Genomic DNA, 26,983 nt, shown 5'->3' with positions numbered 1-26,983 from the left:
CAGGAAAGCGCGACCCCCAGGCGGCGGTTGAAGCCGCCTGGGGTTCACGCATCAGCTGTTGGCGTTGTCGATCTTGATGATCGGGTCCGCACCGGCGATCAACGAGTTGATCGACGAGTGTGACCAGTCCACGCCTTGCAGCTTGATGCTGACGTCGGCGTTGGCCACGCCGCCGCTGGCATTGAGCTTGCCTTCGGAACTGACCTGCAGGGTCGACTCGCCATTGACGGTGGTGATCTTCAGGAAGTTGTCGATGGTGCTGGCCTTCTCGCCCTGCAGCAGATCGCGCAGATCGAGACGGTCGCCTTCCTGCTGGTTGAAGTCCTTGATCACATCGTTGCCGAAATCGCCGGCCTTCCACACGAAGGTATCTGCGCCGCTCCCGCCGATGAGGATATCGTCGCCCTTGCCGCCGATGAGGATGTCGTTGCCGGCACCGCCGATCAGCAGGTCGTTGCCTTCACCACCGATCAGCGTGTCGTTGCCGGTGCCACCGAGCAGGATGTCGTTGCCGCGCCCGCCGTCGAGGTAGTCGTCACCGCCCTGGCCGAAGAGGATATCGTTCCCGTCGCCACCGATCAGGGTGTCGTTGCCGTCGTTGCTGCGCGAGATATCGAACTCGGTGTAATGCTCGGTGACGTACTGATGCATCATCCGGGCATCCACGTCGCCCACGTCAACGCCCAACTTGTTGGCGACATAGCCCTGGATCGCCTCGACGCCGGTGCCGGGCACAGAATCGAAGGTCACCAGATCACCGAAGATGATGTCGTTGCCGTCGCCGCCGTTGACGGTGTCGTTGCCTGGGTTCATCACCTCGGTGTGACCGAGGATGGCCTCGGCCAGCTTGCTCGGGTCGATGTTGGTCTGCGGCACGCCATCGGAATCGTACGGCTTCAGGTCGCTGGCATTGACGTCGTTGTTCAGGCCGATGGCTTCGACGTTGGACAGGTTCGACAGCAGCTTGAAGGTGTCCTTGGAGTTGGCCAGTGTCGCCGAGTCGGTGCTATAGCCGGTGCCTGAAAGCGACGAGACCTCATAGGTGCCATCGCCTTGGGCATGGATGTAGCCCGAACCGAAGTTGTACCAGCTCGAACCGGACTTGTACTGCACGGACAGGTAGCCCTTGGAGTCGATGTCGGCCCGCGTGCTGCTGTCGATCATGCCACGGGAGATCACGTCGCCGATCTTGTAGTTGATCGAAGACAGGTAGCCGTCCAGGGTCGAGCCGGCGTAGCCCAAGGTCGGGTTGGTCTGCTCGTTGGACTGGTAGTACGTCGGCTGACCGTCGGTGATGAAGTAGGTCTGGTTGCTGCCGGTGCTACCGGCACTCTTCAGGCTCTGGAACCAGTTCGCCGTGGTCTTGAAGGCATCTTCGTAGTTGGTACCGCCGCCTGCGCTGAGGGTGCTCAGCTGGCTTTGCAGCTTTTGCAGACCGGCATCGTTCAAGGTGACGGAAACCGATGACTTGACCTGGGTGGCGAAGTCCACGAGCAGGATGTTGACGCTACCGGACTGCGCACCCTTGACGCTGGCCGCGAGGGTCTTGAACACCGACTCCAGCGATTTCTTCGCCGCATCCACGCCCGAGGCGCCCATGCTGCCAGAGGTGTCGACGATGAAGGCGATGTTGTAGTCCTTGCCCGGCACCACGTGCAGGCCGCCGACGTCGGCAATGATGATGTCGTTACCGTCGGTGCCGGTGAAGTTATCGGCATTGGCGGTCAGGTTGCTGGTGCTGTAGGACTGCGGGTACACCGTGACCTTGAAGGTGCCTTCATTGGTCGCGGTGCTGCCGCCAACGCTCTCGCTGGAGATCGAACTGACCTTCACGTCGAACTGGCCGTTGTAGTAGGCCGGTGGCTTGATCGCCAGGCTGTTGAGGTTCCAGCCGGTGACGTCCACGGCACTGCTGCCCACGGTGAAGCTGTGGCCAGCGTTGTCGCTGACCACCGAGCCTGCCGGAATGCCGCTGAGCTTGACGCTCAGGGTTTCCGAGCCGTCGGTGTCGGTCAGGTTGGTGCTGATGCCCACCAGTTTGACCGGCGCGCCGTTTTCACGGCCTTCGTTGAGCTTGTAGCCGTCGTAGTAACCCTGGCCGTTGCTGCCGTGCAGGTCGGAGACGGTCAGGCCTGCGCCGGTCATCGAACCGAGGTTCGGGTACAGCGGGATGTTCGAGGCGCTCAGGTCTGTCACCGGGCCGTTGCCGACCTTGATGTTGACGTCCAGGCTCCCTGGACCCGCTTGGTTGGCGTTGTAGATCTCCAGGGTGTAGTAGCCGTTGGTGGTCGGCGTGAAGCTGCCGCTGATGGCGCCGCTGGCGTTGCCCCAGGTGCCACTGGCTACGTTTTTGCCGCCGACAACGATCTGCAGGCTGTCGTCCGCCGTGCCGCTGAAGGTGTAGGTCTTGCCGGCCTCCATGTAGATCAGGCCGGACGTTTTCGAACCGGTGCCAGGGCTGACGGTGGCTGCGGTATCGACCGTGGTGACCTGCTCGCTCTTGTTGGCGCTGCCGGAGTTGGCGAACACGTTCTTCAACTGGTCGCCCGTGATGCCGTTGCCGTTGGTGCCTAGGCCGTTGAGGCTGTTCCAGCTTTCTTTGGTCAGGCCAATCGACGCGACGTTATTGTTGCCGATCGACAGGTCAGGGCGGTCGGCGACCGGCGTGATGTCCACCTTCATGGTCACTTCGCTGCCGGTATTGGTGCCGTCGTTCGGCTTGTACTTGATCTGTGCGTAGTCGGCCTGCTGGTTGCCCACGCCGTTGCCGCCGTAGCCGTCCACGCCGGACTGGTTCGCCAGCGGCACGAACTTGAGCTTGCCGGCGGTGATGTCGGCTTGGCTGACCGTCTGGTTCAGCGACACGTTGACCCAGGCGCTGCCGTTGAAGAACTTGAGGCTGCCCAGATCCGGCAGTTTGCTGATGACCACGGCCAGTCCGGTGTTGCCATCGGCATCGGTGACGTTGAAGTCGCCCCACTTGAACACGTAGTCGGTGTCCTCGGTGCCGGTGACGGCGCCGCCGGGCGACTCGGGCATGTGGTCGTTGTCGATGATGGTGGTGGTCACGCTGCCCTTGTTCGCGTCGACCTGCAGGTTCTCGAAACCACCACCGCTGGTGCCGGTGATCTTGACGGTGAAGTTCTCCGAGCCCTCGACGAGCTGGTCGTCGATGGTCTTCACGTCGAAGTTGGCCGTGCTGGCGCCGGCCGGAATCTTCACGGTGACCACGCCGGTGTAGTCCTGGCCATTGGTGGCGGTGCCGCTGTAGCTCAGGGTGACGGTGACATCGGTCTTCGATGGACTGGTCAGGGTGAGCGTGTAGTGCGCGGTATCGCCCTCGGTCACCGACGTGTCGCCGCCAATGCTCACCGTGGTCAGGTCGCCCTGGCCGCTCGGTTCGTCGGTCACGGTGGTAGTGAGGGTGTTGCCGCCCAGGGTCAGTTTCTCGAAGTTGTCGCCGCCGGTGACGGACTCGAGCTTGTTGACGATCGGCGCTTGCCCGCCGACGTACACGTCGTCCTTGGCGGTGATGGTCGCGGTGCCGCTGGCGCTGCCCGCAGCGATGTTGACCTTGGTGCCGTCGCTCAGGGTGAAGACCAGGCCTTGGTGGCCGGTGACCGACAGGCCTTGAGCGTTGCTCAGGGTGACGGTGTAGGTGACCGTGCCGCCTTCATAGACCGTGGTCTTGTCCGCAGTGAGCGTAGCAACCACTTCACTGATGGTGTCGCTGATCTGCACAGTGGCAGGTGCACCCAGCTCCAGGTTTTCGAAGGTCTTGCCTTCAACGGTGGCGCTGTTGACGCCGACGGTGAGCGAGCCGGCATCTTTGAAGACGTCTTCGCCTTGAGCTGGCGCTTTGTACTCGACCTGGGTCTGACCGGCAGCGATGGTGACTTTGGCACCGTTGCTGAGGGTGACGGACAGGTCGCGATCCAGAACCTGGCTCACTTTCACCGTGAAGCTTGGCTGCTGGGCTTCGTTCACGTCGCCATTACTGACGATGGTGACGGAGACCTTGTCGCCTTGGTTGCCGGAGCCTGTAGTGCCCGAACCTGGCTCGTCGGTAACGGTGGTGGTCACGGAGTTGCTGCCCAGCGTCAGCTTCTCGAAGTTGTCGCCGCCAGTGACTGCGGTGATTTTGTTGACGATTGGCGCCTGACCACCGACGTAGACGTCGTCTTTCGCGGTGATGGTCGCGGTGCCGGTGGCGCTACCTGCAGCGATGTTGACCTTGGTGCCGTCGCTCAGGGTGAACACCAGGCCTTGGTGACCTGTGACCGACAGGCCCTGAGCATTGCTCAGGGTGACGGTGTAGGTGACGGTGCCGCCTTCGGCAACAGTCGATTTGTCGGCAGTCAGCGTGGCAACCACTTCGCTGATGGTGTCGCTGATCTGCACGGTGGCGCTGCCACCGAGTTCCAGGTTTTCGAAGGTTTTGCCGGTAACGCTAGCATCGGTAATGCCGACGGTGAGCGAGCCGGCGTCTTTGAAGACGTCTTCGCCTTGAGCGGGAGCTTTGTACTCGACCTGGGTTTGACCGGCCGCGATGGTCACCTTGTCGCCATTGCTCAGAGTGACAGTCAGAGGACGATCCAGCGCCTGATTCACTTTGACGGTGAAGCTTGGCTGCTGGGCCTCGTTCACGTCGCCATTGCTGACGATAGTGACCGAGACTTTGTCGCCTTGGTTACCCGAACCTGGCTCGTCGGTGACCGTGGTGGTCACGGAGTTGCTACCGAGGGTCAGTTTTTCGAAGTTGTCGCCGCCAGAGACAGACTCGATCTTATTGACGATCGGAGCTTGGCCGCCGACGTAGACGTCGTCTTTGGCAGTGATAACAGCGGTGCCAGTCGAGCTACCAGCGGCCACGTTGACTTTGGTGCCGTCGCTCAGGGTGAACACCAGACCCTGGTGACCAGTCACCGACAGACCTTGAGCATTGCTCAGGGTAACGGTGTAGGTGACTTGGCCGCCTTCGGCCACGGTCGTCTTATCGGCGCTCAGTGTGGCAACGACTTCGCTGATGGTGTCGCTGATTTGTACCGTTGCAGGTGCACCCAGCTCCAGGTTTTCGAAGGTCTTGCCTTCGACGGTGGCGCTGTTGATACCGACGGTGAGTGAACCGGCATCCTTGAAGACGTCTTCGCCTTGAGCTGGCGCTTTGTACTCGACCTGAGTTTGGCCGGCAGCGATGGTGACCTTGTCGCCGTTGCTCAGAGTGACCGTCAGAGGACGGTCGAGCACTTGGCTGACCTTCACAGTGAACGACGGCTGCTGGGCTTCGTTTACGTCGCCATTGCTGACGATGGTGACCGAGACTTTGTCGCCTTGGTTACCCGAACCTGGTGTACCTGAACCTGGCTCGTCGGTGACGGTGGTGGTCACGGAGTTGCTACCGAGGGTCAGCTTCTCGAAGTTGTCGCCACCAGTGACGGACTCGATCTTGTTGACGATCGGAGCTTGGCCGCCGACGTAGACGTCATCTTTGGCGGTGATGACCGCGGTGCCAGTCGAGCTGCCCGCAGCCACGTTAACTTTGGTGCCGTCGCTCAGGGTGAAGACCAGACCCTGGTGACCAGTCACCGACAGGCCTTGGGCGTTGCTCAAGGTGACGGTGTAGGTGACTTGGCCGCCTTCAGCGACAGTGGATTTGTCTGCGGTGAGGGTCGCAACCACTTCGCTGATGGTGTCAGCGATCTGAACAGTTGCCGAACCACCCAGCTCAAGGTTCTCGAAAGTTTTGCCAGCAACGCTGGCGTCGGTGATGCCAACAGTCAGTGAACCGGCATCCTTGAAGACGTCTTCGCCTTGAGCGGGAGCTTTGTACTCGACCTGGGTTTGACCGGCCGCGATGGTCACCTTGTCGCCGTTGCTCAGAGTAACAGTCAGAGGACGATCCAGCGCCTGATTCACTTTGACGGTGAAGCTTGGCTGCTGGGCCTCGTTCACGTCGCCATTGCTGACGATGGTGACGGAAACCTTATCACCTTCGTTGCCAGCACCTGGAGTACCGGTGCCAGGTTCATCGGTGACAGTAGTGGTGACCGAGTTATCGCCGAGAGTCAGCTTCTCGAAGTTATCCGCACCGGTGACCGATTCCAGCTTGTTAACGATGGATGGCTGACCACCCACGTACACATCATCTGGAGCCTGGATGGTGGAAGTGCCCGTGGCGCTACCAGCCGGGACGGTTACTTTGGTGCCGTCGCTCAGGGTGAAGGTGAGGCCTTGGTGGCCGGTAACCGACAGGCCTTGAGCGTTGCTCAGGGTGACGGTGTAGGTGACTTGACCGCCTTCAGCGACGGTGGATTTGTCAGCGGTAAGAGTCGCGACCACTTCGCTGATCGTGTCAGCGATTTGTACGGTAGCGCTGCCGCCGAGTTCCAGGTTCTCGAAGGTTTTGCCAGCAACACTGGCGTCGGTAATACCGACAGTGAGCGAGCCGGCATCTTTGAAGACGTCTTCGCCTTGAGCCGGGGCCTTGTACTCAACTTCGGTCTGACCGGCAGCGATGGTGACTTTATCGCCATTGCTCAGGGTGACGGTGAGTGGACGATCCAGTGGCTGATTGACCTTCACGGTGAACGACGGCTGTTGAGCCTCATTCACGTCGCCATTGCTAACGATGGTGACGGCAACCTTGTCGCCTTCGTTGCCAGCACCTGGAGTACCGGTACCTGGCTCATCAGTAACTTCGGTTCTAACTTCGCCCTGACCCAGGGTCAGTTTTTCGAAGTTGTCGCCGCCAGAGACAGACTCGATCTTATTGACGATCGGTGCTTGGCCGCCGACGTAGACGTCATCTTTGGCGGTGATGACCGCGGTGCCAGTCGAGCTGCCCGCAGCCACGTTAACTTTGGTGCCGTCGCTCAAGGTGAACACCAGGCCTTGGTGGCCGGTGACCGAAAGGCCTTGAGCATTGGTCAGGGTTACGGTGTAAGTGACTTGGCCACCTTCAGCGACAGTGGATTTGTCTGCGGTGAGGGTTGCAACCACTTCGCTGATGGTATCGGCGATCTGGACAGTTGCCGAACCACCCAGCTCAAGGTTCTCGAAGGTTTTGCCTGCAACGCTGGCGTCGGTGATGCCAACAGTCAGCGAACCGGCATCTTTAAAGACGTCTTCGCCTTGAGCCGGAGCCTTGTACTCAACTTCGGTCTGGCCTGCAGCGATGGTGACTTTGTCGCCGTTGCTCAGGGTGACGGTGAGTGGACGATCCAGTGGCTGATTCACCTTCACGGTGAACGACGGCTGTTGAGCCTCATTCACATCGCCATTGCTGACGATGGTGACGGAAACCTTATCGCCTTCGTTGCCAGCGCCTGGAGTACCAGTGCCTGGCTCATCAGTAACAGTAGTGGTGATCGAGTTGTCGCCGAGGGTCAACTTCTCGAAGTTATCCGCACCGGTGACCGATTCCAGTTTGTTAACGATAGATGGTTGACCACCCACGTACACATCATCTGGAGCTTGGATGGTCGCAGTGCCGGTGGCGCTGCCAGCGGCCACGTTGACTTTGGTGCCGTCGCTCAAGGTGAACACCAGGCCCTGGTGGCCGGTGACCGAAAGGCCTTGAGCATTGGTCAGGGTTACGGTGTAAGTGACTTGGCCACCTTCAGCGACAGTGGATTTGTCTGCGGTGAGGGTTGCAACCACTTCGCTGATGGTATCGGCGATCTGGACAGTTGCCGAACCACCCAGCTCAAGGTTCTCGAAGGTTTTGCCTGCAACGCTGGCGTCGGTGATGCCAACAGTCAGTGAACCGGCATCTTTAAAGACGTCCTCGCCTTGAGCCGGAGCCTTGTACTCAACTTCGGTCTGGCCTGCAGCGATGGTGACTTTGTCGCCGTTGCTCAGGGTGACGGTGAGTGGACGATCCAGTGGCTGATTCACCTTCACGGTGAACGACGGCTGTTGAGCCTCATTCACATCGCCATTGCTGACGATGGTGACGGAAACCTTATCGCCTTCGTTGCCAGCGCCTGGAGTACCAGTGCCTGGCTCATCAGTAACAGTAGTGGTGATCGAGTTGTCGCCGAGGGTCAACTTCTCGAAGTTATCCGCACCGGTGACCGATTCCAGTTTGTTGACGATGGATGGTTGACCACCCACGTACACATCATCTGGAGCCTGGATGGTGGAAGTGCCAGTGGCGCTACCAGCAGGCACAGTAACTTTGGTGCCGTCGCTCAGGGTGAAGGTGAGGCCTTGGTGACCGGTAACCGACAGACCTTGGGCGTTGCTGAGAGTGACGGTGTAAGTGACTTGACCGCCTTCAGCGACGGTGGACTTATCAGCGGTAAGAGTCGCGACCACTTCGCTGATCGTGTCAGCGATTTGTACGGTAGCGCTGCCGCCGAGTTCCAGGTTCTCGAAGGTTTTGCCAGCAACACTGGCGTCGGTAATACCGACAGTGAGCGAGCCGGCATCTTTGAAGACGTCTTCGCCTTGAGCCGGAGCCTTGTACTCAACTTCGGTCTGGCCTGCAGCGATGGTGACTTTGTCGCCGTTGCTCAGGGTGACGGTGAGCGGACGATCCAGCGGCTGATTCACTTTAACGGTGAACGACGGCTGTTGAGCCTCATTCACGTCGCCATTGCTAACGATAGTGACGGCAACCTTGTCGCCTTCGTTACCAGCACCTGGAGTACCAGTGCCTGGCTCATCGGTAACAGTAGTGGTGATCGAGTTGTCGCCGAGGGTCAACTTCTCGAAGTTATCCGCACCGGTGACCGATTCCAGTTTGTTGACGATGGATGGTTGACCACCCACGTACACATCATCTGGAGCCTGGATGGTGGAAGTGCCAGTGGCGCTACCAGCAGGCACAGTAACTTTGGTGCCGTCGCTCAGGGTGAAGGTGAGGCCTTGGTGACCGGTAACCGACAGACCTTGGGCGTTGCTGAGAGTGACGGTGTAAGTGACTTGACCGCCTTCAGCGACGGTGGACTTATCAGCGGTAAGAGTCGCGACCACTTCGCTGATCGTGTCAGCGATTTGTACGGTAGCGCTGCCGCCGAGTTCCAGGTTCTCGAAGGTTTTGCCAGCAACACTGGCGTCGGTAATACCGACAGTGAGCGAGCCGGCATCTTTGAAGACGTCTTCGCCTTGAGCCGGAGCCTTGTACTCAACTTCGGTCTGGCCTGCAGCGATGGTGACTTTGTCGCCGTTGCTCAGGGTGACGGTGAGCGGACGATCCAGCGGCTGATTCACTTTAACGGTGAACGACGGCTGTTGAGCCTCATTCACGTCGCCATTGCTAACGATAGTGACGGCAACCTTGTCGCCTTCGTTACCAGCACCTGGAGTACCAGTGCCTGGCTCATCGGTAACAGTAGTGGTGATCGAGTTGTCGCCGAGGGTCAACTTCTCGAAGTTATCCGCACCGGTGACCGATTCCAGTTTGTTGACGATGGATGGTTGACCACCCACGTACACATCATCTGGAGCCTGGATGGTGGAAGTGCCAGTGGCGCTACCAGCAGGCACAGTAACTTTGGTGCCGTCGCTCAGGGTGAAGGTGAGGCCTTGGTGGCCGGTAACCGACAGGCCTTGAGCGTTGCTCAGGGTGACGGTGTAGGTGACTTGACCGCCCTCAGCGACAGTGGATTTGTCTGCGGTGAGGGTCGCAACCACTTCGCTGATGGTATCGGCGATCTGGACAGTTGCCGAACCACCCAGTTCGAGGTTCTCGAATGTTTTGCCTGCAACACTGGCATCGGTGATACCAACAGTCAGCGAACCGGCATCTTTGAAGACGTCCTCGCCTTGAGCTGGAGCCTTGTACTCAACCTCAGTCTGGCCTGCAGCAATGGTGACTTTATCGCCGTTGCTCAGGGTGACAGTCAGCGGACGATCCAGCACTTGGCTGACTTTCACGGTGAAGCTTGGCTGCTGAGCCTCGTTCACATCGCCGTTGCTAACGATGGTGACGGAAACCTTGTCGCCCTCGTTGCCAGCACCTGGAGTACCGGTGCCTGGTTCATCGGTGACAGTAGTGGTGATCGAGTTGTCGCCGAGGGTCAACTTCTCGAAGTTATCCGCACCGGTGACCGACTCCAGCTTGTTAACGATGGATGGTTGGCCACCCACGTAGACATCGTCGTTGGCAGTGATGGTCGCGGTGCCAGTGGCGCTGCCAGCAGGCACAGTAACTTTAGTACCGTCGCTCAGGGTGAAGGTCAGGCCCTGATGGCCGGAAACCGACAGACCTTGGGCGTTGCTCAGTGTAACGGTGTAAGTGACTTGGCCGCCCTCAGCGACTGTGGTCTTGTCAGCGGTAAGAGTCGCGACTACTTCGCTAATCGTGTCGGCGATTTGTACGGTAGCGCTGCCGCCGAGTTCCAGGTTCTCGAACGTTTTGCCAGCAACACTGGCATCGGTGATACCGACAGTCAGCGAGCCGGCGTCTTTGAAGACGTCTTCACCTTGAGCCGGAGCCTTGTACTCAACCTCGGTCTGGCCTGCAGCGATGGTGACTTTGTCGCCGTTGCTCAGGGTGACAGTCAGCGGACGATCCAGTGGCTGATTCACTTTAACGGTGAAGCTTGGCTGCTGAGCTTCGTTCACATCGCCATTGCTAACGATGGTGACGGAAACCTTGTCGCCCTCGTTGCCAGCACCTGGAGTACCGGTGCCTGGTTCATCGGTGACAGTAGTGGTGATCGAGTTGTCGCCAAGGGTCAACTTCTCGAAGTTATCCGCACCGGTGACCGACTCCAGCTTGTTAACGATGGATGGTTGGCCACCCACGTAGACGTCGTCGTTGGCAGTGATGGTCGCGGTGCCAGTGGCGCTGCCAGCAGGCACAGTAACTTTAGTACCGTCGCTCAGGGTGAAGGTGAGGCCTTGGTGGCCCGTCACAGAAAGGCCTTGAGCGTTGCTCAGGGTGACGGTGTAGGTGACTTGACCGCCCTCAGCGACAGTGGATTTGTCTGCGGTGAGGGTCGCAACCACTTCGCTGATGGTATCGGCGATCTGGACAGTTGCCGAACCACCCAACTCAAGGTTCTCGAAGGTCTTGCCAGCAACACTAGCATCGGTAATGCCGACAGTCAGAGAACCGGCATCTTTGAAGACATCCTCGCCTTGAGCCGGGGCCTTGTACTCAACCTCGGTCTGGCCTGCAGCGATGGTGACTTTATCGCCATTGCTCAAGGTGACGGTGAGCGGACGATCCAGCGGCTGATTCACTTTAACGGTGAACGACGGCTGTTGAGCCTCGTTCACATCGCCATTGCTAACGATAGTGACGGCAACCTTGTCGCCTTCGTTACCAGCGCCTGGAGTGCCAGTACCTGGTTCGTCAGTGACTTCGGTTCTAACTTCGCCCTGACCCAGCGTCAGTTTTTCGAAGTTATCGCCGCCAGTGACGGACTCGATCTTGTTGACGATCGGAGCTTGCCCGCCGACATAGACGTCGTCGTTGGCAGTGATGGTTGCGGTGCCCGTGGCGCTGCCAGCCGGAACAGTAACTTTAGTGCCATCGCTCAGGGTGAAGGTCAGGCCCTGATGGCCGGAAACCGACAGACCTTGAGCGTTGCTCAGTGTGACGGTGTAAGTGACTTGGCCGCCCTCAGCGACAGTGGATTTGTCTGCGGTGAGGGTCGCAACCACTTCGCTGATGGTGTCGGCGATCTGAACAGTTGCCGAACCACCCAGCTCGAGGTTTTCGAAGGTTTTGCCAGCAACGCTGGCGTCGGTGATACCAACAGTCAGCGAGCCGGCATCTTTGAAGACATCTTCGCCTTGAACCGGGGCCTTGTATTCAACTTCGGTCTGGCCCGCAGCAATGAAGACTTTATCGCCATTGCTCAAGGTGACGGTGAGCGGACGATCCAGTGGCTGATTCACCTTCACGGTGAACGACGGCTGTTGAGCCTCATTCACATCGCCATTGCTAACGATGGTGACCGAAACCTTGTCACCTTCGTTGCCTGCACCTGGAGTACCAGTGCCTGGCTCATCGGTGACGGTAGTGGTGATCGAGTTGTCGCCAAGGGTCAACTTCTCGAAGTTATCCGCACCGGTGACCGATTCCAGCTTGTTAACGATGGATGGTTGGCCACCCACGTACACATCATCTGGAGCTTGGATGGTTGCAGTGCCAGTTGCGCTGCCAGCGGCCACGTTGACTTTGGTGCCGTCCGAGAGGGTGAAGACCAGGCCTTGGTGACCTGTGACCGACAGACCTTGAGCATTGCTTAGGGTGACGGTGTAGGTAACGGTGCCGCCTTCGGCCACGGTCGATTTGTCGGCGGTCAGCGTGGCAACGACTTCGCTGATGGTATCGGCGATTTGTACGGTAGCGCTGCCGCCGAGCTCCAGGTTCTCGAAGGTCTTGCCAGCAACGCTGGCATCGGTAATGCCGACGGTGAGCGAGCCGGCATCTTTGAAGACGTCTTCGCCTTGAACCGGGGCCTTGTACTCAACTTCAGTCTGGCCTGCAGCGATGGTGACTTTATCGCCATTGCTGAGGGTGACGGTCAGCGGACGATCCAGCACTTGGCTGACTTTCACGGTGAAGCTTGGCTGCTGAGCTTCGTTCACGTCGCCATTGCTGACGATGGTGACCGAAACCTTGTCACCTTCGTTGCCGGCACCTGGAGTACCAGTGCCTGGCTCATCGGTGACAGTAGTGGTGATCGAGTTGTCGCCGAGGGTCAACTTCTCGAAGTTATCCGCACCGGTAACCGACTCCAGTTTGTTAACGATGGATGGCTGGCCACCCACGTAGACGTCGTCGTTGGCAGTGATGGTCGCAGTGCCAGTGGCGCTGCCAGCCGGAACAGTAACTTTAGTGCCATCGCTCAGGGTGAAGGTCAGGCCCTGATGGCCGGTGACCGAAAGACCTTGAGCATTGCTCAGGGTAACGGTGTAGGTGACGGTGCCACCTTCAGCGACGGTGGTCTTGTCGGCAGTCAGCGTTGCTACCACTTCGCTGATCGTGTCAGCAATTTGTACAGTAGCGCTGCCGCCGAGCTCCAGGTTCTCGAACGTTTTGCCAGCAACACTGGCATCGGTGATACCGACAGTCAGCGAGCCGGCGTCTTTGAAGACGTCTTCACCTTGAGCCGGAGCCTTGTACTCAACCTCGGTCTGGCCTGCAGCGATGGTGACTTTGTCGCCGTTGCTCAGGGTGACAGTCAGCGGACGATCCAGTGGCTGATTCACTTTAACGGTGAAGCTTGGCTGCTGAGCTTCGTTCACATCGCCATTGCTAACGATGGTGACGGAAACCTTGTCGCCCTCGTTGCCAGCACCTGGAGTACCGGTGCCTGGTTCATCGGTGACAGTAGTGGTGATCGAGTTGTCGCCAAGGGTCAACTTCTCGAAGTTATCCGCACCGGTGACCGACTCCAGCTTGTTAACGATGGATGGTTGGCCACCCACGTAGACGTCGTCGTTGGCAGTGATGGTCGCGGTGCCAGTGGCGCTGCCAGCAGGCACAGTAACTTTAGTACCGTCGCTCAGGGTGAAGGTGAGGCCTTGGTGGCCCGTCACAGAAAGGCCTTGAGCGTTGCTCAGGGTGACGGTGTAGGTGACTTGACCGCCCTCAGCGACAGTGGATTTGTCTGCGGTGAGGGTCGCAACCACTTCGCTGATGGTATCGGCGATCTGGACAGTTGCCGAACCACCCAACTCAAGGTTCTCGAAGGTCTTGCCAGCAACACTAGCATCGGTAATGCCGACAGTCAGAGAACCGGCATCTTTGAAGACATCCTCGCCTTGAGCCGGGGCCTTGTACTCAACCTCAGTCTGGCCTGCAGCAATGGTGACTTTATCGCCGTTGCTCAGGGTGACAGTCAGCGGACGATCCAGCACTTGGCTGACTTTCACGGTGAAGCTTGGCTGCTGAGCCTCGTTCACATCGCCGTTGCTAACGATGGTGACGGAAACCTTGTCGCCCTCGTTGCCAGCACCTGGAGTACCGGTGCCTGGCTCATCAGTAACTTCGGTTCTAACTTCGCCCTGACCCAGCGTCAGTTTTTCGAAGTTATCGCCGCCAGTGACGGACTCGATCTTGTTGACGATCGGAGCTTGGCCACCAACGTAGACGTCGTCTTTCGCGGTGATGGTCGCGGTGCCGGTGGCGCTGCCAGCGGCGACGTTAACTTTGGTGCCATCGCTCAGGGTGAACACCAGACCCTGGTGACCGGTCACCGACAGGCCTTGGGCGTTGCTCAGGGTGACGGTGTAAGTGACTTGGCCGCCCTCAGCCACAGTGGACTTGTCGGCAGTGAGGGTCGCGACCACTTCGCTGATCGTGTCGGCGATTTGTACGGTAGCGCTGCCGCCGAGTTCCAGGTTCTCGAAGGTTTTGCCTGCAACGCTGGCGTCGGTGATACCAACAGTCAGCGAGCCGGCGTCTTTGAAGACGTCCTCGCCTTGAGCTGGAGCCTTGTACTCAACCTCAGTCTGGCCTGCAGCGATGGTGACTTTATCGCCATTGCTCAGGGTGACAGTCAGCGGACGATCCAGTGGCTGATTCACTTTAACGGTGAACGACGGCTGCTGAGCTTCGTTCACATCGCCATTGCTAACGATGGTGACGGAAACCTTGTCGCCCTCGTTGCCAGCACCTGGAGTACCGGTGCCTGGCTCATCAGTAACTTCGGTTCTAACTTCGCCCTGACCCAGCGTCAGTTTTTCGAAGTTATCGCCGCCAGTGACGGACTCGATCTTGTTGACGATCGGAGCTTGGCCACCAACGTAGACGTCGTCTTTCGCGGTGATGGTCGCGGTGCCGGTGGCGCTGCCAGCGGCGACGTTAACTTTGGTGCCATCGCTCAGGGTGAACACCAGACCCTGGTGACCGGTCACCGACAGGCCTTGGGCGTTGCTCAGGGTAACGGTGTAAGTGACTTGACCGCCTTCAGCAACGGTGGACTTGTCGGCAGTGAGGGTCGCGACCACTTCGCTGATGGTGTCGGCGATCTGAACAGTTGCCGAACCACCCAGCTCGAGGTTTTCGAAGGTTTTGCCAGCAACGCTGGCGTCGGTGATACCGACAGTCAGCGAGCCGGCGTCTTTGAAGACGTCTTCGCCTTGAGCCGGAGCCTTGTACTCAACCTCGGTCTGGCCTGCAGCGATGGTGACTTTGTCGCCGTTGCTCAGGGTGACAGTCAGCGGACGATCCAGCGGCTGATTCACTTTAACGGTGAAGCTTGGCTGCTGAGCTTCGTTCACATCGCCATTGCTAACGATGGTGACAGAAACCTTATCGCCTTCGTTACCAGCGCCTGGAGTGCCAGTACCTGGCTCATCGGTGACAGTGGTGGTGATCGAGTTATCGCCGAGGGTCAACTTCTCGAAGTTATCCGCACCGGTGACCGATTCCAGTTTGTTAACGATGGATGGTTGGCCACCCACGTACACATCATCTGGAGCTTGGATGGTCGCAGTGCCGGTGGCGCTGCCAGCAGGCACAGTAACTTTAGTACCGTCGCTCAGGGTGAAGGTGAGGCCTTGGTGGCCCGTCACAGAAAGGCCTTGAGCGTTGCTCAGGGTGACGGTGTAGGTGACTTGACCGCCTTCAGCAACGGTGGACTTGTCGGCAGTGAGGGTCGCGACCACTTCGCTGATGGTGTCGGCGATCTGAACAGTTGCCGAACCACCCAGCTCGAGGTTTTCGAAGGTCTTGCCTGCAACACTGGCATCGGTGATACCAACAGTCAGCGAGCCGGCATCTTTGAAGACGTCCTCGCCCTGAGCCGGCGCCTTGTATTCAACTTCGGTCTGGCCTGCAGCGATGGTGACTTTATCGCCATTGCTCAGGGTGACAGTCAGCGGACGATCCAGCACTTGGCTGACTTTCACGGTGAAGCTTGGCTGCTGAGCTTCGTTCACATCGCCATTGCTGACGATGGTGACGGAAACCTTGTCACCCTCGTTGCCGGCACCTGGCGTACCAGTGCCTGGTTCATCGGTGACAGTAGTGGTGATCGAGTTGTCGCCGAGAGTCAGCTTCTCGAAGTTATCCGCACCGGTAACCGACTCCAGCTTATTGACGATTGAAGGCTGACCACCGACGTAAACATCGTCAGCAGCTTGAATAGTGGCCGATGCAGAGGCGCTGCCTGCCGGGATGGTCACTTTGGTGCCATCCGAGAGCGTGAACGTCAGGCCCTGATGACCGGTGACATCCAAGCCTTGGGCATTGGTCAGCGTGACGGTGTAAGTAACCTGCCCACCCTCGGCGACAGTAGCCTTGTCCGCAGTGAGCGTCGCAACGACTTCGCTCACGGTATCGGTGATCTGCACGGTAGCCGCGCCGCCGAGCTGCAGATTCTCGAAGGTCTTGCCTGGCACGCTGGCATCGGTGACGCCCACGGTCACGGAACCTGGATCCTTGAAAACGTCATCGCCTTGGGCTGGCAGGCTGTAGGTCGCCTGGGTCTGGCCAGCAGCGATCACCACCTTGTCACCGTTGCTCAGGGTGACGGTCAGATCGCGATCCAGTTGTTGACTGACGGATACGGTGAAGGTCGGTTGCTGGGCCTCGGTCACATTGCCGTTGCTGGCGATGTTGACGGTCACGGTATCGATGCTGTCACTGACCACAGTTTGTGCAGGGGTCGGATTGGTGACCAGGTTCTCGAAATTGCCGCCGGTCGCGCTGGTGATCGTGGTGTTAACCGTGCTGCCGTTGACATAAACATCGTTGGGCGGCGTCTGGAAATCGATCGAGCCGCTGGACTTGCCTGCTTCAACGGTAATGGTCTGGCCGTTGGACAAGGTCACAGTCACCGGCGTCTGAGCCGGATTAGTCAGGCTGACGGTGTAGGTGATGACGCCGCCTTCGGTGACGCTTGGGGTGGCTGTCAGCGTGGCAGTGGTAGTGTCGATCGAGTCATTGATAACGGTCTGCGCTGGCGTCGGATTCGGTACCAGATTCTCGAAGTTGCCGCCGGTAGCGCTGGTGATCGTCGTGTTAACGGTGCTGCCGTTGTTGTAGACGTCATTCGCAGGCGTCTGGAAATCGATCGAGCCGCTGGATTTGCCTGCTTCAACGGTAATGGTCTGGCCGTTGGACAAAGTCACGGTCACCGGTGTCTGCGCCGGGTTGGTCAGGTTGACGGTGTAGGTGATCACACCGCCTTCGGTGACGCTTGGGGTGGCGGTCAGCGTGGCAGTGGTGGTGTCGATCGAATCGTTGATAACGGTCTGTGCCGGCGTCGGATTCGGTACCAGATTTTCGAAGTTGCCGCCGGTAGCGCTGGTGATCGTGGTGTTAACGGTGCTGCCGTTGTTGTAGACGTCGTTGGCTGGCGTCTGGAAATCGATCGAGCCGCTGGACTTGCCTGCTTCAACGGTAATGGTCTGGCCGTTGGACAGGGTCACGGTGACCGGCGTCTGAGCCGGATTGGTCAGGCTGACGGTGTAGGTGATCACACCGCCTTCGGTCACGCTTGGGGAGGCGGTCAGCGTGGCAGTGGTGGTGTCGATGGTGTCAGTGATCTGGGTCACTGCTGGCGTGTCACTTGGCGTAACGATCAACCCAGTGCCGCCCGAGGTGCTGGTAATGGTGGTAGAGATCTGCCCGCCATCGAGGTACGGCGTGTCGTTGGCTGGAATGTTGACGTTTACCGAACCGCTGGTTTGACCGGCCTGAATCACGACCACCGCGCCATTGGACAGGGTCACGGTCAGGTCGCTCTGGGGCGCCTGGCCGACGTTGGCGGTGTAGACGATGACGCCACCCGCCTCGCTGATCGAGGGGGTGGCGGTCAGGGTGAGGCCGGTGGCCACGGGCACCGTATTGGTCGTGGTGGCGTTATTGGCATTCAGGCCACCGACCTGCTGCGTGTTCAGCGCGGCGGCGAAGTTGAGCGGATCGGTAGGGAAACCGATGGTCGGATCCACCACACCTGCCGTTTCTTCCAACAGAACGAAGCTGTGTCCGCCACCTACCGAGCCGCCACCTGCGGCCGTCGGGCCTGCGGCGGGTGCTTCCAGATCGGTGGTCGGGTCGGCACCCGCGGCAATGGCCTGCTGCAGCTCTTCAACCGATGGCGCGGCCTGGGCAGTGACCTGTCCCAGGTCAGCGCTGCTGGCGGGTGTGTCCGCACTCCATTGACTGTCGCGGCCCAGGTCGAGCATTCGCCCGTCGGCCAGTTCCAGGGTCACGGCGCCGCCCGGGCCGGTGAGGACTTCTTCGCCCGCGAACAGGCGGTCGCCCTCGATCAGCACGCGCTTGATGCCTTCCGGGGATACTGCGATGACTTGGCCAACAATGCTTTTGACGATGGCAACGACAGTGCTCATGGAACTCTCCGGGGTGTGTCTCAGTTGGCTTCCGGCCGGCGTGCGAACCTGCTTCCGCTGGAATGTTACGAAATAGATTTGACGCTTTTATGCGTCAACTTTCTGTCGATAACTTTTGGCTATTAAGTTTATGCCAAAGTATTGACCCTTGTCTTGTCATCCTAAACAATCGGCAAAGTAATGTCACATTGATATTTAGTCCGACACCAATCTTCCTTTTGTATTAATTACCTAACAGCTCGCGTTTTTTCTAAACGTTCCGTCGAGACCGCTATTCTCCTGAGCTACGCGCCTGTTGGCAGTGACTTGGGGCAAGTCTGCGACTGGGAAATGACCCACACTGCGTGTCGTGAGTTTCATCGATGTGTCACTTGAGGTGCAGGCTTTTGTTTTTAAGCACAAACCTTGCCGATCACCATTAATTTGGCGCTTATCGTTCGTCAGGAGAATAGTCGCAAAATCAGTTTCTGCGCAGACGCGCGCAGTCCCTTACGCGCGGTGTACAGCGGGGATTTGGCGTGCACAGCAAGAAGGGCTTCGCAGCCCGGTTTACCCTCCTGAATAGGATTGGGTGGCTATAAGGCATCATCGTGCTGAGTCAAATAACTGTCTCTGGCGAGGGATCATGAGGATTGGGCGCGGTGTGGGCGTCAAACGCCCAGAATCGATGGACGGTCTGTTGCCTGAGCGGAACCGGAGCTTCCAGGCGTCACGACACGCGCCGTGATTCGGGCGCTGGTTTTTTGCCATATGGCCTTGCGCCGGCGTCATGAGCAGTTAGGCTTTGCAGAGTGAGTTGTGATAATGCCTTGGTGCGCATTTTTCGCAAGAACCGTGCACTGCACGCGAGTCAGCCGCCGTTGGTAGCGGCCTTGCTCAGCCTGCGACACCGCGTGAATGAAACCTTCACCGTGCACTGTCGTCTGGTGCAGGTGACCTGTAAGCAGTTGTTTACTCAGTACCGAATCAAGGCGACCATTGGTCGGCTGCCGAGGCACAGGGTGTCGAAGCCCGATGCCTGCAGCACGACCTCAAGCCCAGGGTGAGACGGCCAGACCTGACTGGCAGGCGCACCCGCCCCAACCACTGCAAGGATGAAGAGAGCGCCGCGTGGAATCTGAAGTCAGTCGAGTACAGCTCAACCATGATCCACGCAGTCAGCACGATGACCCGCTGCTGGACAGCCTGCTGACCCTGTGCGTGTTGCACCAGAAGCCTGCCAGCCGGGCGATGCTCACCACTGGCCTGCCGTTGCCAGCACAGCGCATGAGCCCGGAACTGCTTCCGCGTGCGGCTGCGCGGGCGGGCCTGCAAGGGCGCCTGCTGCAGCGCAAGCTCGAGCAGATCCCCACCATCGCCATGCCTGCCATGCTCCTGCTCAAGGATGGCCGCAGCGCCGTGCTGCTGGGCTGGGAGAATGAAGACAGCGCGCGCCTGCTGCTCAGCGAGAGCGACGGTGGCGAAGTGCTGGTCACCCGCGAGGCTTTGACCGGCGACTACAGCGGCAAGGTGTTCTTCGCCCAGCCGCAGCACAAGTTCGACGTCAACCACGGCAACCTCATTCCACGCACCCGTTCCTGGTTCCGCGACACGCTGCTGCGCAGCAAGTGGCTGTACATCGACGCCATCGCCGCGAGCCTGGTGATCAACCTGATCGCCCTGGCGGCACCGCTGTTCGTGATGAACGTGTACGACCGCGTGGTGCCCAACCAGGCCACCTCGACCCTGTGGGTGCTGGCAGTGGGCATCGCCGGTGCCTACGTCTTCGACCTCATTCTCAAGGGGCTGCGCAGCTTGTGTCTGGACCTGGCCGGCAAGAAGACCGACTTGATCATCTCCGCTACCTTGTTCGAGCGCATCGTCGGCATGTCGATGAAGTACCGGCCCGCGCGGGTCGGCAGCTTCGCCCAGAACATCCACGAGTTCCAAGGCCTGCGTGATTTCCTCGCCTCGCTGACCCTCACCAGCCTGATCGACCTGCCGTTCACCCTGCTGATCCTCATGGTGATCGCCATCATCGGCGGGCACCTGGTGTGGATTCCGGTGCTGGCTTTCCCGCTGGCGCTGGGCATCGGCTATGCCTTGCAGAAGCCGTTGATGTCGACCATGGAGCGAACCATGGCGCTAGCCTCCGAGCGCCAGTCCAGCCTGATCGAGACCCTCGCCGGCCTGGACGCGGTGAAGGTCAACAACGCCGAAAGCGAACGCCAGTACATGTGGGAGCAAACCCTCGGCACCCTCAGCCGCCTGGAGCTGCGGGTCAAGGTGCTGTCTGGCCTGGCGATGAACATCACCCTGCTGATCCAGCAACTGGCCGGTGTGGCGATGATCTGCGTCGGCGTCTATCTGATCATCGACGGCAACTTGAGCATGGGTGGGCTGGTGGCCTGCTACATGCTCAGCGGTCGCGCACTCGGTCCACTGGGCCAGCTCAACGGCTTGTTGGCGCGTTACCAGCAGGCCAAGGTGACCATGGTCGCCACCGACCAGATGATGGGCCTGCCCCAGGAACGCAATTTCGAAGAGCGTCCGCTGAGCCGTCAGGTGCTGCAAGGCGCGGTAGAGTTCCGCGGGCTGGAGTTCACTTACCCGAACCAGCAGAACCAGGCGCTCAAGGGCATCAACCTGGTCATTCGTCCCGGCGAGAAGATCGGCATCATCGGTCGCAGCGGCTCGGGCAAGAGTTCGCTGGCCAAGCTGATCGTCGGGCTTTATGAGGCCGATAACGGTTCGCTGCTGGTCGATGGCGTCGATATCCGCCAGATCGACGTCAGCGAGCTGCGCCACAACATCGGCTACGTGCCCCAGGACATCCAACTGCTGGCGGGCACCTTGCGCGACAACCTGGTCAGCGGCGCACGTTACATCGAGGACGAACTGATCCTGCAAGCGGCCGAACTGGCCGGCGTGCACGAATTCGCCCGCTTGCACCCGGACGGCTACGAACTGCAGGTCGGCGAGCGCGGGCAGAACCTGTCCGGCGGCCAGCGGCAGAACGTTGCCTTGGCCCGCGCGCTGCTGCTCAACCCGCAAATCCTGCTGCTCGACGAACCCACCAGTGCCATGGACAACACCGGCGAGGAGCGCCTCAAGCAGCGCCTGGCGGCTGTCATCGAAGGCAAGACCGTGCTGCTGGTGACTCACCGTGCATCGCTGCTGTCGCTGGTGGATCGGTTGATCGTCATCGACCGCGGACAAATCGTCGCCGATGGCCCGAAAGTGGCTGTCATGGAAGCGCTGAAGAAGGGGCAGATCAGTGTTGCATAAGCTGAATTTCGCACGTTTCAAGGATCAGATGCGGCGCTATTTCAAAGGCTCGGAGTCGATGGCCGGCCAGCCTCTGCCTGAAGTGCCCAAGGCGTTGATCGAAGATGCCCCGCGCGTGGTGCGTTTGACTATCTGGGGTGTGATCGCCTTCTTCCTGTTCCTAATCGTCTGGGCCTGCTTCGCCCCCATCGATGAAGTGACGCGCGGGGAGGGCAAGGCCATTCCGTCGTCCAAGGTGCAGAAAGTGCAGAACCTGGAGGGCGGCATCGTCGCGCAGATCTATGCGAAGGAGGGCGAAATCGTCGAGGTCGGCCAGCCGCTGCTGCGCCTGGATGAAACGCGCTTCGCCTCCAACGTCGGCGAAACCGAGGCCTCGCGCTTGGCCATGGCGCTGCGCGTGCAACGCCTGAGCGCGGAGGTGGAGGGCACACCGCTGCAGATCGACGAAGAACTGCGCAAGGCTGCACCCAACCAGGCGGCCGACGAGCTTTCGTTGTATCAGAGCCGTCGCCAGCAATTGCAGGATGAGATCGGCGGTCTGGACCAGCAGTTGGTGCAGAAGCAGCAGGAGCTGCGCGAGTTCAATTCCAAACGTGCCCAGTACGCCAACAGCTTGCAGTTGCTGCGTCAGGAAATCTCCATGTCCGAGCCGCTGGTGGCCCGGGGCGCGATTTCTCAGGTGGAGATGCTGCGTCTGCGCCGTTCCGAGGTGGAAACGCGCGGCCAGATGGACTCCACCGCGCTGGCCATTCCCCGCGCCGAAGCGGCGATCAAGGAAGTGCAGAGCAAGATCGAAGAGACCCGTGGCAAGTTCCGCAGCGAGGCGCTGACACAGTTGAACGAGGCGCGCACCGAGCTGAACAAGGCCACTGCCACCAGCAAGGCGCTCGACGACCGGGTCAACCGCACCATGGTCACTTCGCCGGTACGCGGTATCGTCAAGCAGTTGCTGGTCAACACCATCGGCGGCGTGATCCAGCCGGGCAGCGACATCATCGAGATTGTGCCGTTGGACGACACGCTGGTGATCGAAGCCAAGATCCTGCCCAAGGATATTGCCTTCCTGCACCCCGGCCAGGAAGCCACGGTGAAGTTCAGCGCCTATGACTACACCATCTATGGTGGTCTGAAGGCCAAGCTGGAGCAGATCGGTGCCGACACCATCACCGACGAAGACAAGAAGACCACCTACTACCTGATCCGGCTGCGTACCGATAAAAGCCATTTGGGCACGGACGAGAAACCGCTGCTGATCATCCCGGGCATGGTCGCCACGGTGGATATCCTCACCGGCAAGAAGACCATCATGAGCTACCTGCTCAAGCCGATCATCAAGGCGCGTACCGAGGCGCTGCGCGAGCGGTGAGAGCTTGGTATTGCGGCCAGACTGCGCCGCAGCCCCCTCTATCTGGGTTTCGGCCAAGAATGGATTGGGCTGCTCTGCAGCCCAATCGCGACACAAGGCCGCTCCTACCACGGCCGTATAAACCTTGAAACATGGGGGCTACATGGAATCTGGGAGCGGCCTTGCGTCGCGATTGGACCGCAGAGCCGTCCCGGCACTGGCACGTGATCATGGTTGTATGCATATTCTTTAAAGATATTTAAATTTTTATTTTTATGACTTTATAGTTCGTCCCACTGCGTACCTGCCGACCAATCGGCGCGCCGCACGACTCGAACCCACACGGCAAACCCGTGCGGTCATGAATCGATGCGCGCCCTTCGACGTCGCGCTCTGCGTGGGAGTGAACAATGTCAGCCGCCTTGAACGCTGTGTCGACCATCCACAGCGCACCGCCGCAAGCCTTCGAAATTCGTCCTTTTAGCGGCGCCGTCGGTGCCGAAATCGTTGGGCTGGATCTGTCCCGCCTCGTCAATGCCGACGACTTCCAGCGTATTCACCGCGCCCACCTGGATCACCACGTGCTGGTGTTTCGCGAGCAGCGCATCAGTCCCGACCAGCAGATCGCGTTCAGCCGCCGTTTCGGTGAGCTGCAGATCCACGTGCTCAAACAGTTTTTGCTGCAGGGCCATCCCGAGATTCTCATCGTCTCCAACATCGTCGAAGACGGTCGCAACATCGGCCTGGGCGATGCCGGCAAGTTCTGGCATTCCGATCTCTCCTACAAGGAACTGCCGAGCCTGGGCTCGATGCTGCACGCCCAGGAACTGCCCAGCGAGGGCGGCGACACCCTGTTCGCCGACATGCACAAGGCCTGGGACGCCGTTCCCCAAGCGTTGCGCGACGTGGTGCAGGGCCGCAGCGCTGCCCACTCCTACACCGCGCGTTACGCGGAAACCAAGTTTGAAGGCAATTGGCGCCCGACCCTGACGGCCGAGCAGTTGGCCCAGGTCAACGAGGTGGTTCATCCGATCGTGCGGACCCACCCGGAAAACGGCCGCAAGGCGTTGTTCGTCAGCGAAGGCTTCACCACCCCCATCGTCGGGCTGCCGGAGGACGAAAGTCGCGATGTGCTTCAGCAGCTCTACGCCCTCAGCGTGCTGGAGCACAACCTGTATCGCCATCGCTGGCAGCCCCATGACCTAGTGTTCTGGGACAACCGCTCGCTGATCCACCTGGCCACCGGCTGTCCTGCTCACCTGCGACGCAAGCTGTACCGCACCACCATCCAGGGCGACGCCCCGTTCTGACTGTCGAGGATCTTCATCATGCGCACCTCCATCGGCCGCCTGGCGGCCACTATCGGCCTGGGCGTCAGCCTGGTCATCGGCGGTCTTGCGGTTCCCAGCCTGGCCCAGGCCGAAGGCAAGATTCGCATCGCCGAGCAGTTCGGCATCGTCTACCTGCTGCTCAATGTGGTCCGCGACCAGCAACTGATCGAGAAGCACGGCAAGGCCCAAGGCATCGACATCCAGGTCGACTGGGCGCAGTTGTCCGGTGGCGCGGCGATCAACGACGCGCTGCTGTCCGGCTCGGTGGACATCGCCGGTGCCGGCGTCGGCCCGCTGCTGACCGTCTGGGACCGTACCTACGGGCGGCAGAACGTGAAGGCGGTGGCCTCGCTGGGCAACTTCCCTTACTACCTGGTCAGCAGCAACCCCGAGGTGAAGACCATCGCCGACTTCTCCGCCAAGGATCGCATTGCCGTGCCGGCGGTAGGCGTCTCGGTGCAGTCGCGCTTCCTGCAATACGCCGCCGCCAAGCAATGGGGCGACAAGGAATACAACCGCCTGGACAAGTACACCCTCGCGGTGCCGCACCCGGATGCCGCCGCTGCACTGTTGGCCGGCGGCACCGAACTCAACGGACATTTCTCCAACCCGCCGTTCCAGGACCAGGAGTTGGCCAATCCCAACGTGCACGTGGTGCTCGACAGCTACGACCTGCTCGGCCCCAACTCGCCGACGCTGCTGTTTGCCACCGAGAAATTCCGCCAGGACAACCCCAAGACCTACAAAGCCTTTGTCGATGCGCTGGCCGAGGCCGCCGACTTCGCCCAGCGCGACAAAGCGGCTGCCGCCGACACCTACCTGCGCGTGACCAAAGCCAAGATCGACCGCGACGCGCTGATCAAGCTGATCGACAGCCCGCGCTACGAATTCACCATCACGCCGAAGAACACCTACCCGCTGGCCGAGTTTCTCTATCGGGTCGGTGCCCTCAAGCACAAGCCCGCGTCGTGGAAGGACTACTTCTTCCAGGATGAGCGGCCGTTGCAAGGGAGCTGACCGATCATGACCGCCCCTTTGCCAGGCCACGCGGCCAGCAACCTGCGCCCTGTCGACAGCCCGACGTTGCTCGCGGTGGAGAACCTGAGTCTGGAGTACCGCACCGCCCAGCGCGTGGTGCGGGCCACGCATCAAGTCAGTTTCGAGGTCGATCGCACTGATCGATTCGTGCTGCTCGGCCCTTCTGGGTGCGGCAAGTCCACCCTGCTCAAGGCTGTGGCCGGCTTCATCGAGCCGCGCGAAGGCCACATTCTGCTCAACGGCCAGCCCGTCAAAGGGCCTGGGCCAGACCGCATCGTCGTGTTTCAGGAGTTCGACCAACTGCCGCCCTGGAAGACGGTGAAGCAGAACGTGATGTTCCCCCTGTTGGTCTCTGGGCAGCTAAAGCGCGGCGAAGCCGATGATCGCGCGTTGCATTACCTGGAGAAAGTCGGTCTGGCGGCGTTCGCCGATGCCTACCCGCACACGCTGTCTGGCGGCATGAAGGCACGCGTGGCGATTGCCCGAGCGCTGGCCACGCAGCCGCAGATCCTGCTGATGGACGAGCCATTCGCCGCCCTGGATGCACTGACCCGCCGCAAGATGCAGGAGGAACTCTTGCTGCTGTGGGAGGAGGTGCGCTTCACCTTGCTGTTCGTCACCCACTCCATCGAAGAGGCGCTGGTGGTGGGCAACCGCATCTTGCTGCTGTCGCCGCATCCAGGGCGGGTGCGGGCCGAGGTGCACAGCCACCAGTACCATCTTGGCAGCCTGGGCGGCAGCGACTTCCAGGCCAGCGCCCGGCGCATCCACCGCCTGCTGTTCGACCAGGCCGGCGAGCCCGAGCCTGCTGCGCCGCTGGGCTTCAACGACATCCGCATCGCCTACTGACAGGAGCTGGATATGAGCACGACGTCTACGCGTCAGGAGTACGAAGTGGCGCTGCAACCGCTGCCAGGTCTATCGCTGCACCGTGAGCTGCCGCTGGCCCAGCGCCTGTGGCAGCAAGCCTGGATACGCAAGGGCCTGATCCTGCTGTTGCTGGCGGTGATCTGGGAAGCGGTGGCGCGCTACACCGACAACGACCTGCTGCTGCCCACCTTCGGGCAAACCGCAGCGGCCTTGTGGGATGGCCTGGCCAGTGGCGAGTTGCCGGCCAAGGTCGCGGTGTCGCTGGTGGTGCTGCTCAAGGGCTATGTGCTGGGGATCGTGCTGGCGTTCGGGTTGACCAGCCTGGCGGTCTCGACCCAGTTCGGTCGCGACCTGCTCGGCACCCTGACCTCGATGTTCAATCCATTGCCGGCCATCGCTCTGCTACCGCTGGCGCTGCTGTGGTTCGGGCTGGGCGACAACAGCCTGATCTTCGTGCTGGTGCACTCGGTGCTGTGGGCCCTGGCGCTGAACACCTATGCAGGCTTTCTGGGCGTGTCCGAGACCCTGCGCATGGCGGGGCGCAACTATGGCCTGCGCGGGCTGCGCCTGGTGCTGCATATCCTGGTGCCGGCGGCGCTGCCGTCGATTCTGTCGGGGCTGAAGATCGGCTGGGCTTTCGCCTGGCGTACGCTGATCGCGGCCGAGCTGGTGTTCGGCGCCAGCAGCGGCAAGGGCGGCCTGGGCTGGTACATCTTCCAGAACCGCAACGAGCTGTACACCGACAAGGTGTTCGCCGGGCTGGCGGTGGTGATCCTGATCGGCCTGCTGGTGGAGGGGCTGGTGTTCAACACGCTGGAGCGGCTGACCGTGCGCCGCTGGGGCATGCAGCGCTGACGAAAGC

The 26,983-nt window shown here is 60.2% G+C and carries 7 protein-coding genes; 6 read left to right on the top strand and 1 reads right to left on the bottom strand.

Translation table 11 applies throughout. The features are described from left to right. Positions 1–51 precede the first annotated feature (51 nt). On the bottom strand, positions 52–18,270 hold the full coding sequence (locus GKC70_RS22935) for an immunoglobulin-like domain-containing protein (protein ID WP_342650023.1): 18,219 nt from the start codon (positions 18,268–18,270) through the stop codon (positions 52–54). 1,110 nt (positions 18,271–19,380) lie between these two features. On the opposite strand from GKC70_RS22935, the gene GKC70_RS22930 reads away from it, so the two are divergent. The 6 genes from GKC70_RS22930 (at position 19,381) to GKC70_RS22905 (ending at position 26,976) form a co-directional block, all read left to right on the top strand. Continuing rightward, a complete protein-coding gene (locus GKC70_RS22930) occupies positions 19,381–21,537 on the top strand; it encodes a type I secretion system permease/ATPase (protein WP_342650022.1) in 2,157 nt (718 codons plus the stop codon). Between the two features lie 28 nt (positions 21,538–21,565). After that, positions 21,566–22,903 carry an HlyD family type I secretion periplasmic adaptor subunit gene (locus GKC70_RS22925; RefSeq protein ID WP_205419314.1) on the top strand — a complete coding sequence of 446 codons (1,338 nt, stop codon included), beginning with the start codon at positions 21,566–21,568 and terminating at the stop codon, positions 22,901–22,903. 389 nt (positions 22,904–23,292) lie between these two features. After that, the gene (locus GKC70_RS22920) at positions 23,293–24,192 is read left to right on the top strand and encodes a TauD/TfdA family dioxygenase (RefSeq protein ID WP_342650021.1); all 900 of its coding nucleotides are present in this window, start codon (positions 23,293–23,295) and stop codon (positions 24,190–24,192) included. An 18-nt stretch (positions 24,193–24,210) separates the two neighbouring features. Beyond that, a complete protein-coding gene (locus tag GKC70_RS22915; RefSeq protein ID WP_342650020.1) occupies positions 24,211–25,230 on the top strand; it encodes an ABC transporter substrate-binding protein in 1,020 nt (339 codons plus the stop codon). A 6-nt stretch (positions 25,231–25,236) separates the two neighbouring features. Beyond that, on the top strand, positions 25,237–26,100 hold the full coding sequence (locus GKC70_RS22910; RefSeq protein ID WP_342650019.1) for an ABC transporter ATP-binding protein: 864 nt from the start codon (positions 25,237–25,239) through the stop codon (positions 26,098–26,100). 12 nt (positions 26,101–26,112) lie between these two features. Next, complete coding sequence (locus GKC70_RS22905) at positions 26,113–26,976, top strand: ABC transporter permease (protein ID WP_342650018.1); 864 nt, start codon at positions 26,113–26,115, stop codon at positions 26,974–26,976. The last annotated feature ends 7 nt before the right edge of the window (positions 26,977–26,983 follow it).

Source organism: Pseudomonas sp. REB1044 (assembly GCF_038813925.1).
GTDB lineage: Bacteria > Pseudomonadota > Gammaproteobacteria > Pseudomonadales > Pseudomonadaceae > Aquipseudomonas > Aquipseudomonas boreofloridensis.
Note: the sequence above shows the minus strand (reverse complement) of the source record. Positions and strands in the feature narration are given on the sequence as shown.

Excerpts from the sequence above, each read along its gene's own strand:
- GKC70_RS22935 (WP_342650023.1), bottom strand. The coding sequence starts at position 18,270 with ATGAGCACTGTCGTTGCCATCGTCAAAAGCATTGTTGGCCAAGTCATC.
- GKC70_RS22925 (WP_205419314.1), top strand. The coding sequence starts at position 21,566 with ATGCGGCGCTATTTCAAAGGCTCGGAGTCGATGGCCGGCCAGCCTCTG.
- GKC70_RS22920 (WP_342650021.1), top strand. The coding sequence starts at position 23,293 with ATGTCAGCCGCCTTGAACGCTGTGTCGACCATCCACAGCGCACCGCCG.
- GKC70_RS22915 (WP_342650020.1), top strand. The coding sequence starts at position 24,211 with ATGCGCACCTCCATCGGCCGCCTGGCGGCCACTATCGGCCTGGGCGTC.
- GKC70_RS22910 (WP_342650019.1), top strand. The coding sequence starts at position 25,237 with ATGACCGCCCCTTTGCCAGGCCACGCGGCCAGCAACCTGCGCCCTGTC.
- GKC70_RS22905 (WP_342650018.1), top strand. The coding sequence starts at position 26,113 with ATGAGCACGACGTCTACGCGTCAGGAGTACGAAGTGGCGCTGCAACCG.